This window comes from Chitinibacter fontanus (assembly GCF_013423785.1).
GTDB lineage: Bacteria > Pseudomonadota > Gammaproteobacteria > Burkholderiales > Chitinibacteraceae > Chitinibacter > Chitinibacter fontanus.
Genome location: NZ_CP058952.1, coordinates 909,564 through 924,188 on the forward strand (window position 1 = coordinate 909,564; position 14,625 = coordinate 924,188).

Sequence of the window (14,625 nt, forward strand, 5' to 3'; positions counted from 1 at the left end):
AAAAGGCGCTATCAGCGCAAATGGCGAGGATTTAGACCCCCCCCTATGATTTTTCAGGAATAGTTTTTTCTTGGCTGGAGCGCGTTCACGGAGCCGTCCGACCCAGACTTTTTACCCCCCCCACCCCGCAGCACCGACCAAACCTTACACCCCGACCTTTCGACGATTGCCGAAGCCGCCATCCTCTTTGGCCGTTTTCCTTGAGTGACACGGCTTGCATAAGCCCTGCAGATTGTCGAAATCAAAGAACAACGACTCATCACCACAGTGAGGCTTGATGTGATCCACATGCTCAGCCGCTGTTAGGCGATCAACCTTGCGGCACTCAACACACAGCGGATTAGTTCGCAGCACAAGCACTCGCAGATCCTGCCAGCGCTTCGTCGCATAAAGACTCTTCACCGCACGCCGCTCAGGCTGGGCCTCATACTGCCGAACCGACTCCCGCCGATGCACATCACACTTGCCCGAAGTCACCAGCCGACCACAGCCAGGCTGACCACACGGCTTTAATGGCGCACGCGGCATACACACCTCAAATCGAATTCATAAAAAAAGCCAGCCCCGAAGGACTGGCCAAGCGACCAACTCAAGCAGTGCAAGCGCACTGGACAGCCAACAGCAACACGATCCAAGCGGGGGCTAGAGATTGTTGATCGATGCTATGGCTGTCCACTGCACTCGCAGGCCCGCGCCATCTAGTGCGAGCCACACAAATTAATGTGCCGGAGTGAAATCGACAAAATACTCAGCGCCGACTTCAAATTGAGCCGCTGCAGCCTCACTCACCAAGCCAAGGCTAATTTGCCCTGCAGGCGTATAGCGATAAAACTCTTCGTTTTCTGGGCTGCCGTTAATCACCGCACCCAACGTAATTTGGAAACCATCACCACTCGGCACCTTGCTATGGCAAGAAAATTTAGCGCGAACCATAAAAACCCCAATAAAAAAGCCCGCACAATGGCGGGCTTAGAAATAGAAAAACCCGCCACTCGGACGGGTTTTGTTTCGCTAGACGCAGTTATCAAGTCATAGCGGTTTGCACTCTAAAGTGTCGGAGCTAAGCCGTCAACACTTTTTTTTCATTTTTTCTTGCCGCATCGTTTCCAGCACGTAAATCAGCCGACAAAGCAGCACGGCCAATCACCAACAACGGCACCTCATCCACGCCCAGCTGCAGCGCCTCCATCACCAACACATGCGCCTTATGCAGCCGCTCATAGTACGTATCCCGATGACAACCACACGACCGCGCATGTTGCGCCGCAGTCCCTGGCACCATGTAGCACTGCCAAACCGCCTGACGTAACTCAAACGGCAAATACGTCACAATCTTATGCAACTCAAACAAATCCGCCTCACTCACACCAGCAGGCAGACCACCATACTTCGCACCACCCGAAGCCTCGCCCAAGCGAGCCAACTGGCTTTGCACATAACCCAAACCACAATCATCACGACGACCAACCCAATCAGCCCAGTCCATCAAACGCTCATTAATAAAATCGATCATTTTGCCCCCGCTTGTTGATCAAGTTTCTGCATGGAGGCCTCTAGCTTCATCATCCGCCGTAGCGCCGCAAAGCTTTGTTTTATGCCCTACATTTTACCGCATTACCGCCTTACTACCGACCTTCTTACCCAGCATTTCTGCCAGATTCGCCAGTGACGCACGCGCCACCGCCACATCACCGCGCTGATATTCCGGCACCGGCTCAGCCACAGGAATACCAGGGCACTGGCCAGACAAGCGACGCGCTAAAGCCCGCACCCAATCTGCCTTATCCCGCCCGCGAAATTGCGCCGTAGTCAGCCGCGAAAAACCAAAATCCACCGCAGCCCAATACACCGCCGGATCCGACCACTCAGCCCGCCCATGCTGCACCAAAGCGCTTTGCTTTTTAGCCTCAGCAAACGACGACTCAGCATCGATCGACGGCATGGCCAGCTCAACCAACTCAGTCACACTGGGCGGCTTATCGCCCGACTTCACCCGATTGCGCAACACCTCCAAGGCCTGCTTGATCATATTGAACGACACCCCGCGACCATACAGCATCGCCGCAGCCTCTTCCTGCCAAGCCAGCTTTGCCGCCTCATCAGCAAACATTGCCCGCCACTCGGCACCGTATAGTGCCGCCATCCGCTGCCACAACACGTTTACAGGGATATACCCATCAGTCCCTGCAGGCCGCGTCCAAGCATTTTTCACAGCCATACCTCACCTCCCTCAATGAACTGCAGGCATTGGCACACCTGCCTTTGCGAAAACCCGCATTTTGAAAACCCAAGGCTCCTCAGCCTCAGCCTGCACCACACCCAGCTCAGCACCCCGAGCCACAATCCCCGACCAAGAACCCGTCCAATGCAACGCTGGCGTCAGCTGGCCATCTGCAGCACGCACACCATTTGCAGCCCGTCGCGTCTCAACCACCTTGGCCAAATACATCGGCGTTTTAGCCACTGCACCGGCACCACGGCGAGCCTCGCGCACTTCGTCAGGCAACACACCGTCAGCAAACCAGCGATAGAAAACCTGAGCCGCTTCATCACTGCAGACTGTTTTTTCGTCAAATCCCAGCTCAAGCATGATCGGCACCCAATCGCCTGCTTTTGTAATTTTCAACACCTTCGTCGTCATCATCCCCGACTTATCCACAGCGCCATTACTGTCACCATTTAGAGATGATGATTCTATGGAAATAGGTTTTATCCACCGATCACCGTACTCCGATGTATGGGGCACTTCTGCCGCTTCGCCTCTGGTGTAGCTCTGGCGCTCATTACCCACCAAGCCTTGATTTGCTTGGGTTTCGCTCTGGTGTACTTGGTCTGGTGTAGCTCTGGTGCAAATCTGGGGCACTTCTGCCGGACGCACCAATTCTGCATCCGCCAAAATCAACGAAAAAATCAACTGGCGATCAGCAGGGATCACCTTCACCAAGCCCACACGCTCCAACATTTTCAGCGCATGCCGTAAAGCATCCACCGAAGGCGACCCACAATCAGCCATCGCCTTACCTTGCCCAGGCTCGACATACAAATCCTCGCGCAAGGCCTGATAGCTCACCTTGGGCCGCTCACCCACGCGCCCAGTCTTAAAATCCATGCGCTTGCGCAAAGCGTGATACAAGCGAAAAGGGATATGCGCCAAACCCGCCAGCGCATCCGACTCTGCGTCATTAATCATGTAACGACTCATCGCCCACACTCCCCATCCACCGGCTCAAACAACGGCGTAGCGCGGCCTAGCCGCATAAACGCCTCACCAGTCCCACGATCAAGCGTCACCCAATCCACATCGGACTGATGAATCACCCACGCACGCAGCACCGGCATCACTCGCAAATCCACACCACCCAAGGGCTTAGGCGGCACCACTGGCGGCAACCAAGGACCACCACCCCACCAACGCAAAAACCATGCTTTCATAGCCACGCCCACCTGATAAATTAATTCTCAGTCGTCGCAAACAAACGCGGAAAATCGCCGCCAGCCGCAATCTCAATTGCCAACTGCTCTCGGAACGTGCGCTTAGAGCCGTCAGGTACTTCGTTCTCATCTACCACCGTAAACGTCAGAGCATCCAGCTCATCATCCGACAATGCACGTGCATCCTCGCAATGATCAGCGTATTCCTCGCCCACTTCTTTTATGTATTGAGCAACGCAAGCCGCAACCGACTCGCCCACATACCAATCGCAATCATTAACCTCTACAACCTTCATACCGGCCTCCCTGTAACTTGTTTCGCCGCTGCCCGACGCGCCAGCGAAGTCAGCAACGCATCACCCGCCGATCGCGCAGCAGCTGCCGACGCATAACCATTGGCCGAGCTGATCACATAATCTTTACGGCCAGCGACCAAGGCATAAGCCCACAGCTCACGCCCACCACACGCATACGATTCAACCTTGACGCGCATAACCCACCTCCAAAGCATGCTGGCGGCAACGCTCTTTCGCCTCGCGGGCACTCAATAACGCCTCAGCAATCCAACCATGCGACGGATGAAACGCCGACCAACGCGGCACAATCCCATCCATATACGACTGCACGCGATAGCCCTTGGGATGAATAAACACACCAGGCGCACGCTCACGCCAAAGACTCGCCGCCGACATTAACGCTTACCCTCACCCGCCAGCGCCTCGGCCCGCAGCTCGGCCTGTACCTCGGCATCGCCATACACGCGATCGAGCAGCGCCAGGTAATGCATTACCTTGGCATTGAGCTCATGCGCCGACTTAATCAAGGCCGCACGTTCCTGCATATCCACCACGCCATCATTACTCACCGCGGCCTGCGCTTTACGCGCCAACTCGCCCAGCTGCGTGCTGGTAGACATAAACGCCAGCATCAAATCCTCGTTATCCTGCACCGCATCAAACGCAGGCATCGGCACATACAGCCCACCCAACTGGCTGGCCATCGCCGCAATCAAATTGCGACCACCCGTCAGCTCCATCAGCGACACGGCATCCTGCACACCCAAAATCGCCCGATTGTGGCCAGTCAACTTATGCCGCAAAGTCTGCGGCGAGCCCGTCACCGACAAACTCAGCGATTCCTGACCCCCACGCCACAAAGCGCAATCCGCCCGCGCCGCCTCTTCCAAACTCACTGTCCGATCAATGTGATACATATCACCCACCCCCACTTGTCAGCTGTGCGCTTACAAAATCAGCGATCAGCACTAAGATGCCGTTGTGGCATCGACCACGAATAAAAAAACCCAGCAATAAAGCTGGGCAAAGCCAGCCCTATGCAGAATGGGCTGACGAGGAAACGGAACAACGTACCGAATGCAGAGAAACCAACTTTGAGCCGATGGCATAGCTCAAACGCTCGCCACGTTCACCGCGAGCGAGCTGATCGACCATCGACTTGGAGCACTCAAGCGCGGCGGCCAACTCGGACCGACCAAGACCTGAACTCAGCAAATCGGCCACGATTCCCTGCCAATTTGGACTCATGAAACTAACACCAATGAATTAACTGACACGTTTATAACTCATTTGTGTTTATTTTGTAAACTCCAATGTGGCAGTGACTTCTAATACAATTGAGATTATGAACACACTTGCCGACCGCCTTCGCCTACGCCGCAAAGAACTCAAGCTCTCCCAAGAGGACTTGGGCAAGCGTATTGGCGTCAGCCAATCATCGATTGGCAACATCGAATCTGGCCGCAACAGAAGCGCGACCTTCCTACCTCAACTAGCCGACGCCCTTGGCGTTAATGCCCTTTGGCTGGCTGAAGGTAAAGGCGCAATGCTTAACAACGGCACCGGCCTACAAAGCAACGCAGCACTCATGCCCCAAGATGAAGAAGCAAAAAAAATCTTGGCGGCCAATGAAGCACTCAAAGCAGGCGAAATTTCTTTTGAGGAATATGCCGACCTCACCAACTCAGCAGCGCTGCCGTTTTACGACATCAAGGCCAGCTGCGGCACTGGCGAGCCGACCTTTGAAGTGATTTCCCACAAATACTTTACCGACAAAAACGAGCTAATCAGACTGGGACTCAAACCTGACCGCACTTTCTGGTGCAAAGCAGCTGGCGACAGCATGGAGCCTGCCATTAAAGACGGCGATCGACTACTAGTCGAGCAGCTGGATGGCCACAGCCTCACCGACATCCTGAACAACAAAATCTATCTATTCAGCTGGAATGGCGAGTTATTTTGCAAACGCCTGATCCGCCAGATGGATGGCTCACTACTGGTAAAGAGCGACAATAGCGAATATCACCGCGACATCCTGATTACCAGCGAGCAGGCCGGACAAATGAAGCTAATTGGCCGCGTGCGCCAAGCCCACACCCCACCCAACAAGTTCTAAGCACCACACAAACAACAACCCGCCTCGGCGGGTTTTCTTTTGCCTATCGCCCTGATAAATTTCTAAAGCCCTTAACTCAACTGAATAATCATGAAAAAAATCATATTCTTAATCGCCGCCGCGCTCAGCGCCAACGCCGTCGCCATTCAGCTCAACGACATACTCCCAGGCAAAACCGAAGCAGACCTAAAAAAAGCAGCACTCACCTGCAAAACTGGCAAGTCAAAATACACCACCTGCACAACATCCAAACCCACCCAAGTTGAACAGCTAGAAGCCACCCCCTACAGCATCGAAACCTTTATCGATAAAAAACGTAGCAATACCAGCCACCTCACACAAATCACCCTAACCAAACCCTACGAAAGCACTAAGGGCTGCATAGATAAAAAATCCCCCGAAGGATTTATCGAGCAAGACTGCTCGGCCAGCAAGGAATACCAGGCAAACCAAGCCAAAATCGCCCAAGCCACAGCCGCAGCCGAATCAAAACTAACCAAACTATTCGGCAGCTCACGCAAAGACGAACTCGGGCGAAAATACTGGCTCAACAAAGCCGACAACAAATTTTTCTTTGAAGGCGACACCCTCAACATCCAAGAATAAGCCACACCAAAGCCACAAAATACCGCTTATCGTGATTTTTTAAACACAAAAAACCACAAAAAAACACACTCACCGCACAAATAAACTCATTTGTGTTTGACAGATAAAAACTCATATGTGATATTTGCCTCATAAACACAAACGAGGTGAACATCATGCAGCTTTTCCAACAGACCCAACTCGCCACCCAGCAGGCCTATTTACGCGCCCTGCATGAGCTGGAAAGCATCCACGACTCCATCGAAGCCCAAGAGCAACTGATCGAGCACATCAACCGCCTCGCTGGCGTTTATGCCGAGCCTTCGTTCGATGGCTACCAATCCGGCACCCCCGCCATCAAGGCAGAAATCAGCCACCTGGCACAAATCACCGAGATCAATCAGCTGATCCAATCCCACGGCTGGGAAACGCCAATCCTTTACGCCCAATGCAGCCCGACAGACCCAAAGCAAACATGGATTGCCCACGCCAACAAGATCTGCATTCTCGAAGAAGATTCAGTTACCCGCCGCGTCGCGAGCCGTGCCGCCTTCTCAATTGATTACATCCTGACCACTACCGGCACCGAGGCTTTGCAATGATCGCCCAAGCACTCACACCGACAATCCCCAACATCAACCACCGCCCAGCTGGCGGCCAACTGGTCCGCGATGTGAGCGACGACTACACGATGTTGAGCTTTTTAACCCGCCACGGCTGGCGCATCACTGCATCAGACGATCGCGCCGGCTGGTATTGGGCAACCCGCACATGCAAACGCTTAAAGAATTAATTGTGGCCACGGCGATCGCCGTACTTTGGACTGCAGCCGGAATCGGCTGGTTATTAATCAAGCACTGAGGTAACGAATATGACACTCACCGAGCAAATACGGCAGATTCTCACCACCGCCACCAGCCCGCTCACCCGCAGCGAGATCTACAAAAAAGCAGATCTAGCAGCCAATGAAAAGGAAGTCGGCAGCGCGTTGCATGCCCTACTGAATGCCGCCGAGATCGAACAACTCGCCCCCACTCGCCCAGGCGCGAGCAATCGCTTTCAGATCATTGGCTGCGTGGCCAAGGCCATCAGCCCGAATCAACCGCCCGCAGTTGTGCCATCGAGCACCGAGCAGCAAACCGAAATCACGCGCCTGACCGCTGAACTACAAGCGGCCAACAACCGGATTTTCGATCTAACCGAGCAAAACGAACTGCTCGCAGAAGAACTCGAAGATTGCCGCACCGGCACCAGCCTTGCGCCAGTACCAAATACACAAACCACGCCAGCGCCGATCTTGCCACCGCAAAACATGGGCAAAGCCATTCGCCTGTTCAACACCGTTTGCGATCGCAACCTGAGCGAGAAAGAAGGCTGGCTATTTCTGGTAGCGCTGCAGCTGAACTACGCCAGCGACCCCAAGCAAGGCGACAACACCGCGCCAATCGAAGGCTTTTCTGCCCTCAGCCAAGCGCGACTGGCAGCGTAAACCGCAACAAAGGACAAACACCATGAGCCAACAACTCGAACACCTAGACGAAATCGCCCAAGAAGCATGGAACGGCGAATACGACCGCGTAGACACGCTATCCACCGGCGAACGCCTCTATGTAGCAGTCGCATCAGGCCGCATGCGCGAGATCTGCCCTAACGACTCGATTGCTTATGCAGTTGATCGCATCGGCCCTGAATGGATGGCACACATGCTTGAAGTCTGGCGCGCAGCTCAGCAACCAAAACTCTAACCTTTTTTTCACAGGAAACACCATGTCAGATCCAAACGACCTCGCCAGCGACATCGCCAGCGACATCGAGCACGCCAACCGCGAAGCAGGTATCGAACGCACCCGCGCCGCAGCTCGCATGCGCTTTGCCACTGAATGCCGCCACTGCGGCGAAGATCTGGAAGCACACCGCCAGGTGTACGGTAGCTGCATCCACTGCCAGACCGCGATCGAGAAAAAACAGAAGCAAGGCATCCGATGCGCGAGCTGAAATTTTATTGCCGTAATTGCCAACAACTCATCGGGCGCGGCGCCGTGATGCCACAGCGCTGCAACCGATGCCAATCAACCAACATCATTGGCCGTACCGATTAATGCACCACAAATTATGCAAGACCCTGACCCAAGCCCGCCGCCAACAACAAAGCCGCGCCAGCTGGTATCAGGACCAGAAAAAAGCCAAACAACACGCCAGCACGCAGCTGGCCAGCGCAAACAAATCAGCAACACCGGAGGCAGCATGAAACAAGAAACCAACGCAAACCCAATCGACGCCCATGCCATGCTGCTCACCCTACAAAGCATGGTCGAAGCCCTGAGAAATCCGCCACGCACACTGCGCCCCGACGATCGCCTTTGGGACGCCGAAACCGTGGCCGATTACCTCTGCGTCAGCCGCCGCCACGTCATCGAGCGCCTTGCCTGCATGCCCGACTTCCCCGCCGCCGTATTGCTCCCCACCAGCGGCGACAGCAAAGCCCAACGCCGCTGGAAGCCTGCCGACATCCGCCGCTGGGCCGAACGCCGCCAGGAAACCAAAAAGACTTTGAATTAAGGAGCGATCGTGAACTGGATCAAACGCATTTACCTCATTTTGCTGCGCGACTTGGTTGCAGCCAATTTCATGGCCACAACCCAACTCTTACCACGCAGCGCAATCAAGCCCAATGAAAACGAAACGCTCGGCGAGGCAATGGCAAGAAACAGCTACCGCGCAGCCGATGAATTTATCAAGCACCGTCAGAAAACATTGAAAAAATAAGGAAATCAACCATGATCACCCAAGCCCAGCTCGAACAATTCACCGCCTCAAAAAACGATATACGCACCTATTTCCGCACGCCGTTTCAAGTCAACGGCCATGTATTTGCAACCAATGGCCATATCGCAATTGTGGTCCACAAATTTGACGGCCAACCCCGCATCGGGGAAGGCAAAAACGAAAAAACCGCAGCTGCTCGACTCAGCAAATGGCTCAAAGAAAATCAATTTAACCCAGCTAACCCACTACCTGAGTTCAATTTACCGCCCAAAGTAACCCACACCTGCACTTGCTGCAAAGGCGAACTCAAAACCAAAGAATGCCAGCACTGCGAAGGCGAAGGCGATCTCTATACCTCACACGGCCACGTTCGAGAATGCACCGTATGCAACCGAACTGGGCGAGTTCCCCACCCCAAAGATGAACCAGAAACCGATGACACAGCGCCATGCTACTGCTGCAACGATGGCATCGAAACTGAAGAGCGCGACCCTGTATACATCGAAGGCCAATGCTTTTCAGCCGACTATATCGAGCTGATACAAGCGCTGCCGAACGTCCTATTTGCCACTGGAATAACACAACTATCAGACAAACCCAGTTACGACCTACCCGCCGCCAAATTCACCTTTGATGGCGGCGAAGGCCTACTCATGCCGCGCACAAAATAAGGGGAAAACCATGCATACCAACCGCAGCGAAATCATCCGGCCAGCACAGGCCATTTTTGGCACCAGCCAGCGCCCAAGCCACATCCAAAGCGGCAAAGACTCTTACGCAAACCATCTGCGCAGAACAACCGAGAGCATCACTTTTTGGACTCGCATGCAAAACAGACCGCAGGACTCAATTGAAGCTAACGAGAACAAGAAAGCTTATGCACTTCGCGCGGCAGCAGACCAAATTGACGCATCTATCGAACTCGCCAAGCAATACACCATCACCCAAGGCTAGCACCATGAAAATCATCAAGCACGTTTTCTACAAAATACTCTTATTCACCCTAATCCTATTGGCCACATTCAAAGGCCAGCAAGGCTGCGAGAACACAGCCCTATTTCTGCTCTGGCTAAGCATCATCATCAGCCTACTTAGCATCCGTGACGACGTGCGCCAGCAAGCGATTGACGCCAACGACCAGTCACCAATACCACCAATAGCTGCACTCACAATCAACGCCATCATCCTCGCGCCGCTAGTGTATTTCGGCTGGTGGATCACCGCCATCGGCTGGACGCTAGCCATCATCTGGAATGAAGGCACCCGCGTCGCAATCGAAAAGGGCATCGCCGAAAAAAGCAAAACCCACCCACTAACCAAGCTCAACACTACACCAACACTCAGAGTGCCGACCTACTACAAGGAAGAAGAAAAATAATGCCAAACACCACGCAATTAGACCCAGCACTATGCGCTGATCGTCTTGAGAAAGAAGGCGACATCCAGGCCGCACGGATCATCCGCGAACTCGCTGCCGAATGCCTGGCATTAAAACCCCGCAAGTGCTCACCACTCCCACATCGGGACGACGTTTTAACCATTGAAGAGTCTTGGGAATTCTGGCGCGACATCGTGAGCAATCCAGACGGATCACTCAACATCGAGCAGATCAAGCGCGAGCTGTGCGACTACGGCAATGTTTTGAACTATGCGGCTATCGTTTACGACCACGCTACGGGTGGCAAATGCACCAAGCCGCTCACTTACCCAAGCGTCGCAATCTCACTGATTGACGACCATGTTACCGAGCTAAGCGACGAAGCTATCAAAGAAAGCCAAGAGGCCACCAACCAAGCACCAGTCCACGTCTTATTCGTGAAGGGCAAGCCGGTCGCAGCAAGCGACACCCCATACAGCCTATCTCTGTACGGCGATCAGACCGCAATACATTAGCAGACTTTCCCATCAACCCAAATCAATCAGGCCGCACAATGAAAGAACACCAAATTCTAATGAACGCCGAAATGGTCCGCGCCGTGCTTAATGGCAGCAAGACGCAGACGCGGCGGGCGATGAAACCACAGCCGACCGAATGCCCTCCCGACTACCCACGACCCGGCCATTGGTGGCCGAGCAATAAATTTCAGACCATGCTTCATGTCGAAGATGAATTGCAAAACAAGGCTGGCGGCTGGAATGGATTAGCAGGTGACGCTTGCCCTTTGGGTGATACAGGCGATCGCCTTTGGGTACGCGAAACATGGGGAGTTATCAGCCATGCATTTGGCGACGATGGCGAAATGATTGACTGGACTCCAGACCGCCCAGCCCTAAAAATCAACCAGCTCAAATTTGGCCGAGGCTATTACACCGGCCACGTTATTTATGCAGCAGATGGCGGCATGGAATGGGCTGGCGATGACGATGGCGACGGCGAGCCACGATCAGCTTGGAAGCCATCCATTCACATGCCACGCGAAGCCAGCCGCATCACTCTAGAAATCACCAATGTGCGTGTCGAGCGCCTGCACGCAATTTCACGCGGCGACTGCATGCAAGAAGGCTGCCCATTCCCAAACATCGCCAACGAAACAGACCCTAGGCAATGGTTTGCCGATCTATGGAAATCAACATACAGCCAGGATAACTGGGACTCAGACCCCTGGGTTTGGGTGATTGAATTCAAGCGAGTAACACCATAATGCGCGACCCAAAACGAAACCCTATACCAGGCGATATTGTCTTGCGCTGGGGCAGCACTCGCACCGTGACCGCCATCGAGAAAAACAGCAACGGCACCACCACCCGCGTGTTCTATGACGGAAACAGCTGCTCAATCGGCGCTTGGCGCGCCTGGACAAAAACCGATGCGACAGTGAAACACGCCGCTGGCCAAGCCGAATGAATGACCACGCACACATGGCACGGGTGTATCTCGCACAAGCCAGACACATCCGCATCAAACAACCACAGCACGCAAAATGGTATTGGACGCTAATGAGCTGGGCTGCAGCAAGGCGAAAAACCTACGCCACCTCACTCAATACCACCCCCGCCAAAGGGCAGCTCACATTAGACTTTTAACAAGCAGAGGATCTATGCGCGACTTATTTGAGGAAGAGATAAGCCAAGCCCAAATCGCCGCCAAACACGCGACCACCTGGGAAACACTCAAGAGCGAAATCAAACAATATCAATACTGGCGGCAGGGCAACCCATTCCAGCAGCACTTGAGCAGACTTGCGTTTTTTAAGATCGAAAAGCTTTTAGAGTCAGTCAGCCTAGCCAACTAAAGATCGAGGGGAATCATGTTTGGCATCACTTGCAAATGCGGCCACACAGGCCCGCACGATAGCTTCACCCAAACCATGATGGGCGACTTACCGCCCCGGCATTACCAATGCCCCGCTTGCGGATCCGCATGGCAGATCGTCAAAGACAAACCCGCCGAGATAACCAAAGACGGGTTTTTCCTGCCGCCAACCCTCAAAGTGATCGGGGCGCAGGCGCAGTTTTAATTGCACAACCCAATACAAACCCAAATATCGCACCTAATTAATGGGCGACAACGAAAATAAATCCAGCACAAAGAAAACCAAAAAACCCAAGCGACTGCAAAGACAAATAGAAACTTTGAAATGCCAGAAAACGCAATAAAGGCCGATGCCCCGCATGCGGCTCCAATCCATTTTTTGCAGCTTTCCGTATCTCCCTGTTTCGCAACCATGCAGGAAGAGGACTCAAAAAAACAGAAAAAATTCTTTCAACTCGAATTTCTGTTTCCAGCTCTACACCATGAAGCCGAGCAGCCTCTAATATCTTTTGCTCTTGCTGATCATGCAAATCCAATCGCCCCTGCATTACAGCATTTAATGCTGAGATTATTTCTGTCCTAACCTTTATTTGCAAAGCATACATTTTCGACAAAAGACCAAAGAAACATGAAACACACAAAAACAATCCGCACCACATAAAGCCGGTTTTCCCAATATATGGAACCAGCTTATCGGAATTAACCACCCAAAAAGACCCAACAGCAGCAGACCCTACCAATAACCATGTAACAAATAAATCCACAGGCTCACTCGATTTAGCGCAGGCCTCATACATGGATTTAATTACATCATCCTCTGTATTTTTACGATTAAGCTCATTCCAAGTTTGCAACGGCTCCAAATCGACACCACCAGACATATCAGCCCCATCGAAAAAAACAGTCAGACATTAATTGTACTCGAAAATAAACCAGTGACCTGTTTCACTCACCCCAACTAAAACCTTTACAACTAGGCGCAATGCGCCTAGTATTCGTTTTGTTGGTGGCACGCAGAAAGCCACTCGACCTGAGGGGCTAGTCGTTGCCACCGAGGAACGAGATGAAACTTTCAGATTTAGCAACCATCAAGACGAATTTTCCAGAGGCTCACTTCTGGCTGATTCGCAGAGGGACAGCAGGCCGATGCGGCGAACCTACCCGAGAGTTCAACCAAGAACACATCGGAATTAAGGTAGAACGAATTGACCTGCTATTACCGGACTATCTCTACTACGTGTTCAAGCATATACACAGCACTGGACACTGGCAGCAGATAGCAACCGGAACCCTCAGCCTGGTGAATATCAGGGTTTCAGACGTTCAACGCATCGAACTGTCGCCAACGTAGCAAAAGCCCCAGCCGAAAGGCTGGGGCATACTCACGGAGCGAAACATGAAAATAGAACTACCCAGCATCAGCGCCCAACAAAAAACAATCTTTGAGCTGGCCACCCAGGAAGCAATCGAGACCCTACAGCAGAATTTAACTGCTCCAAGCATTGCACCTCAGACTGAAATAGACGAAACCCTATATGGCCGCGAGCACCTGCTACGCGAAAACGAAGGCTATAAAGCCCCGCACCCCGATGTTATTGGCGCATATTTCAGGCATTTTCAGCGGCACTTTCCTGAATATGGCACAGACGGCAGATTAGCCGCCCTGCTAGGCCTAAGCAGCGATCGGCGAGTGCGCGAGTTTAAGAATGGAGACAGAACAATCCCCTATGGGATCTGGAGGAAATTTCTAGTGATGACTGGCAGAGCACCGCAAGACGTTATCAAGGTCTTTGCCAACATGGGATAAAAAACGGTCTCGAACAGAGACTCGAATTAAGGACAAAATAAGCACTGTCCCGTTTTTGTTTTGCCGCGTCCCTACAGAGTCCCGAAAAACGAGCAAAGCCTTTATCTAAGCCGATCCTCGTTGCACGTGTTGCGCACCACCCCTTTTCAAGGGGATCCAAAGAAGTCCGATAAGCCCCGTAAAACCTAGGTTTGCGGGGTTTTTTGTATCCAGAACATCCGATTCTGTCCAGCAAGCCTGACCATATCTCATATAAGCTAGTGCCAACACGAGACTCGAACTAGAGCATCGGTGGGCAACCATACCATCTTGAATCCTATAAGCTTGGCAGAATGCACCAGTGCTTAACAGTCTAGCGTGCCATGGCTCA

The 14,625-nt window shown here is 52.9% G+C and carries 31 protein-coding genes; 20 read left to right on the plus strand and 11 right to left on the minus strand.

Features of this window, described 5'->3' with window-relative positions; translation table 11 throughout:
• Positions 1-144 precede the first annotated feature (144 nt).
• From HZU75_RS04265 to HZU75_RS04310, 10 genes are all read right to left on the minus strand, one after another.
• On the minus strand, positions 145-528 hold the full coding sequence (locus HZU75_RS04265; protein ID WP_180307939.1) for an HNH endonuclease: 384 nt from the start codon (positions 526-528) through the stop codon (positions 145-147).
• A 189-nt stretch (positions 529-717) separates the two neighbouring features.
• Entirely contained in the window at positions 718-933 is a 216-nt protein-coding gene (locus tag HZU75_RS04270) for a hypothetical protein (RefSeq protein WP_180307940.1), read from the minus strand.
• A gap of 127 nt (positions 934-1,060) precedes the next feature.
• Positions 1,061-1,513 carry a hypothetical protein gene (locus HZU75_RS04275; protein WP_180307941.1) on the minus strand — a complete coding sequence of 151 codons (453 nt, stop codon included), beginning with the start codon at positions 1,511-1,513 and terminating at the stop codon, positions 1,061-1,063.
• 93 nt (positions 1,514-1,606) lie between these two features.
• Complete coding sequence (locus tag HZU75_RS04280) at positions 1,607-2,218, minus strand: hypothetical protein (RefSeq protein WP_180307942.1); 612 nt, start codon at positions 2,216-2,218, stop codon at positions 1,607-1,609.
• Between the two features lie 12 nt (positions 2,219-2,230).
• Positions 2,231-3,202: a hypothetical protein gene (locus HZU75_RS04285; protein WP_180307943.1), complete on the minus strand. Its 972-nt coding sequence runs from the start codon at positions 3,200-3,202 to the stop codon at positions 2,231-2,233.
• Complete coding sequence (locus tag HZU75_RS04290) at positions 3,199-3,432, minus strand: hypothetical protein (protein WP_180307944.1); 234 nt, start codon at positions 3,430-3,432, stop codon at positions 3,199-3,201. The genes HZU75_RS04285 and HZU75_RS04290 overlap by 4 nt, the downstream gene beginning before the upstream one ends.
• 20 nt (positions 3,433-3,452) lie before the next feature.
• The gene (locus HZU75_RS04295) at positions 3,453-3,728 is read right to left on the minus strand and encodes a hypothetical protein (protein ID WP_180307945.1); all 276 of its coding nucleotides are present in this window, start codon (positions 3,726-3,728) and stop codon (positions 3,453-3,455) included.
• Complete coding sequence (locus tag HZU75_RS04300) at positions 3,725-3,925, minus strand: hypothetical protein (RefSeq protein WP_180307946.1); 201 nt, start codon at positions 3,923-3,925, stop codon at positions 3,725-3,727. Before HZU75_RS04300 ends, HZU75_RS04295 begins: the two co-directional genes overlap by 4 nt.
• Positions 3,909-4,124 carry a hypothetical protein gene (locus HZU75_RS04305; RefSeq protein ID WP_180307947.1) on the minus strand — a complete coding sequence of 72 codons (216 nt, stop codon included), beginning with the start codon at positions 4,122-4,124 and terminating at the stop codon, positions 3,909-3,911. Before HZU75_RS04305 ends, HZU75_RS04300 begins: the two co-directional genes overlap by 17 nt.
• A complete protein-coding gene (locus tag HZU75_RS04310) occupies positions 4,124-4,645 on the minus strand; it encodes a phage regulatory CII family protein (RefSeq protein WP_180307948.1) in 522 nt (173 codons plus the stop codon). Before HZU75_RS04310 ends, HZU75_RS04305 begins: the two co-directional genes overlap by 1 nt.
• 428 nt (positions 4,646-5,073) lie before the next feature.
• On the opposite strand from HZU75_RS04310, the gene HZU75_RS04315 reads away from it, so the two are divergent.
• The 18 genes from HZU75_RS04315 to HZU75_RS04400 all read left to right on the plus strand — a co-directional run bounded on the left by HZU75_RS04315 (position 5,074) and on the right by HZU75_RS04400 (position 12,653).
• Complete coding sequence (locus tag HZU75_RS04315; protein ID WP_180307949.1) at positions 5,074-5,844, plus strand: XRE family transcriptional regulator; 771 nt, start codon at positions 5,074-5,076, stop codon at positions 5,842-5,844.
• A gap of 90 nt (positions 5,845-5,934) precedes the next feature.
• Positions 5,935-6,450, plus strand: a complete 516-nt coding sequence (locus HZU75_RS04320; protein ID WP_180307950.1) for a hypothetical protein — start codon at positions 5,935-5,937, stop codon at positions 6,448-6,450.
• Between the two features lie 155 nt (positions 6,451-6,605).
• Positions 6,606-7,031, plus strand: a complete 426-nt coding sequence (locus HZU75_RS04325) for a hypothetical protein (RefSeq protein ID WP_180307951.1) — start codon at positions 6,606-6,608, stop codon at positions 7,029-7,031.
• Complete coding sequence (locus HZU75_RS04330; protein ID WP_180307952.1) at positions 7,028-7,222, plus strand: hypothetical protein; 195 nt, start codon at positions 7,028-7,030, stop codon at positions 7,220-7,222. The genes HZU75_RS04325 and HZU75_RS04330 overlap by 4 nt, the downstream gene beginning before the upstream one ends.
• A gap of 78 nt (positions 7,223-7,300) precedes the next feature.
• Positions 7,301-7,918, plus strand: coding sequence for a hypothetical protein (locus HZU75_RS04335; protein WP_180307953.1), 618 nt, complete (start codon positions 7,301-7,303; stop codon positions 7,916-7,918).
• A 22-nt stretch (positions 7,919-7,940) separates the two neighbouring features.
• On the plus strand, positions 7,941-8,174 hold the full coding sequence (locus HZU75_RS04340; RefSeq protein ID WP_180307954.1) for a hypothetical protein: 234 nt from the start codon (positions 7,941-7,943) through the stop codon (positions 8,172-8,174).
• A gap of 22 nt (positions 8,175-8,196) precedes the next feature.
• Positions 8,197-8,424 (plus strand): hypothetical protein, encoded by a 228-nt coding sequence (locus tag HZU75_RS04345; RefSeq protein ID WP_180307955.1) that lies wholly within the window; start codon positions 8,197-8,199, stop codon positions 8,422-8,424.
• A 249-nt stretch (positions 8,425-8,673) separates the two neighbouring features.
• Positions 8,674-8,988, plus strand: a complete 315-nt coding sequence (locus HZU75_RS04350; protein WP_180307956.1) for a helix-turn-helix transcriptional regulator — start codon at positions 8,674-8,676, stop codon at positions 8,986-8,988.
• Between the two features lie 9 nt (positions 8,989-8,997).
• Positions 8,998-9,195 carry a hypothetical protein gene (locus HZU75_RS04355; RefSeq protein ID WP_180307957.1) on the plus strand — a complete coding sequence of 66 codons (198 nt, stop codon included), beginning with the start codon at positions 8,998-9,000 and terminating at the stop codon, positions 9,193-9,195.
• 11 nt (positions 9,196-9,206) lie between these two features.
• Positions 9,207-9,866: a hypothetical protein gene (locus tag HZU75_RS04360; RefSeq protein ID WP_180307958.1), complete on the plus strand. Its 660-nt coding sequence runs from the start codon at positions 9,207-9,209 to the stop codon at positions 9,864-9,866.
• Between the two features lie 10 nt (positions 9,867-9,876).
• On the plus strand, positions 9,877-10,149 hold the full coding sequence (locus tag HZU75_RS04365; protein WP_180307959.1) for a hypothetical protein: 273 nt from the start codon (positions 9,877-9,879) through the stop codon (positions 10,147-10,149).
• 4 nt (positions 10,150-10,153) lie between these two features.
• Complete coding sequence (locus HZU75_RS04370; protein WP_180307960.1) at positions 10,154-10,573, plus strand: hypothetical protein; 420 nt, start codon at positions 10,154-10,156, stop codon at positions 10,571-10,573.
• Positions 10,573-11,088 carry a hypothetical protein gene (locus HZU75_RS04375; protein ID WP_180307961.1) on the plus strand — a complete coding sequence of 172 codons (516 nt, stop codon included), beginning with the start codon at positions 10,573-10,575 and terminating at the stop codon, positions 11,086-11,088. The genes HZU75_RS04370 and HZU75_RS04375 overlap by 1 nt, the downstream gene beginning before the upstream one ends.
• A gap of 38 nt (positions 11,089-11,126) precedes the next feature.
• Positions 11,127-11,837, plus strand: a complete 711-nt coding sequence (locus HZU75_RS04380; RefSeq protein ID WP_180307962.1) for an ASCH domain-containing protein — start codon at positions 11,127-11,129, stop codon at positions 11,835-11,837.
• Positions 11,837-12,040 carry a hypothetical protein gene (locus HZU75_RS04385; RefSeq protein WP_180307963.1) on the plus strand — a complete coding sequence of 68 codons (204 nt, stop codon included), beginning with the start codon at positions 11,837-11,839 and terminating at the stop codon, positions 12,038-12,040. The genes HZU75_RS04380 and HZU75_RS04385 overlap by 1 nt, the downstream gene beginning before the upstream one ends.
• Complete coding sequence (locus HZU75_RS04390) at positions 12,037-12,219, plus strand: hypothetical protein (protein WP_180307964.1); 183 nt, start codon at positions 12,037-12,039, stop codon at positions 12,217-12,219. The genes HZU75_RS04385 and HZU75_RS04390 overlap by 4 nt, the downstream gene beginning before the upstream one ends.
• A gap of 14 nt (positions 12,220-12,233) precedes the next feature.
• The gene (locus HZU75_RS04395; RefSeq protein ID WP_180307965.1) at positions 12,234-12,428 is read left to right on the plus strand and encodes a hypothetical protein; all 195 of its coding nucleotides are present in this window, start codon (positions 12,234-12,236) and stop codon (positions 12,426-12,428) included.
• Between the two features lie 15 nt (positions 12,429-12,443).
• Positions 12,444-12,653 carry a hypothetical protein gene (locus HZU75_RS04400; RefSeq protein ID WP_180307966.1) on the plus strand — a complete coding sequence of 70 codons (210 nt, stop codon included), beginning with the start codon at positions 12,444-12,446 and terminating at the stop codon, positions 12,651-12,653.
• A gap of 37 nt (positions 12,654-12,690) precedes the next feature.
• Here HZU75_RS04400 and HZU75_RS04405 read toward each other — a convergent pair whose 3' ends face one another.
• Positions 12,691-13,329: a hypothetical protein gene (locus HZU75_RS04405; protein WP_180307967.1), complete on the minus strand. Its 639-nt coding sequence runs from the start codon at positions 13,327-13,329 to the stop codon at positions 12,691-12,693.
• A gap of 182 nt (positions 13,330-13,511) precedes the next feature.
• Here HZU75_RS04405 and HZU75_RS04410 point away from each other — a divergent pair, with 182 nt between their 5' ends.
• On the plus strand, positions 13,512-13,799 hold the full coding sequence (locus tag HZU75_RS04410; protein ID WP_180307968.1) for a restriction endonuclease subunit S domain-containing protein: 288 nt from the start codon (positions 13,512-13,514) through the stop codon (positions 13,797-13,799).
• Positions 13,800-13,844: 45 nt separating this feature from the next.
• A complete protein-coding gene (locus tag HZU75_RS04415; protein ID WP_180307969.1) occupies positions 13,845-14,255 on the plus strand; it encodes a hypothetical protein in 411 nt (136 codons plus the stop codon).
• The last annotated feature ends 370 nt before the right edge of the window (positions 14,256-14,625 follow it).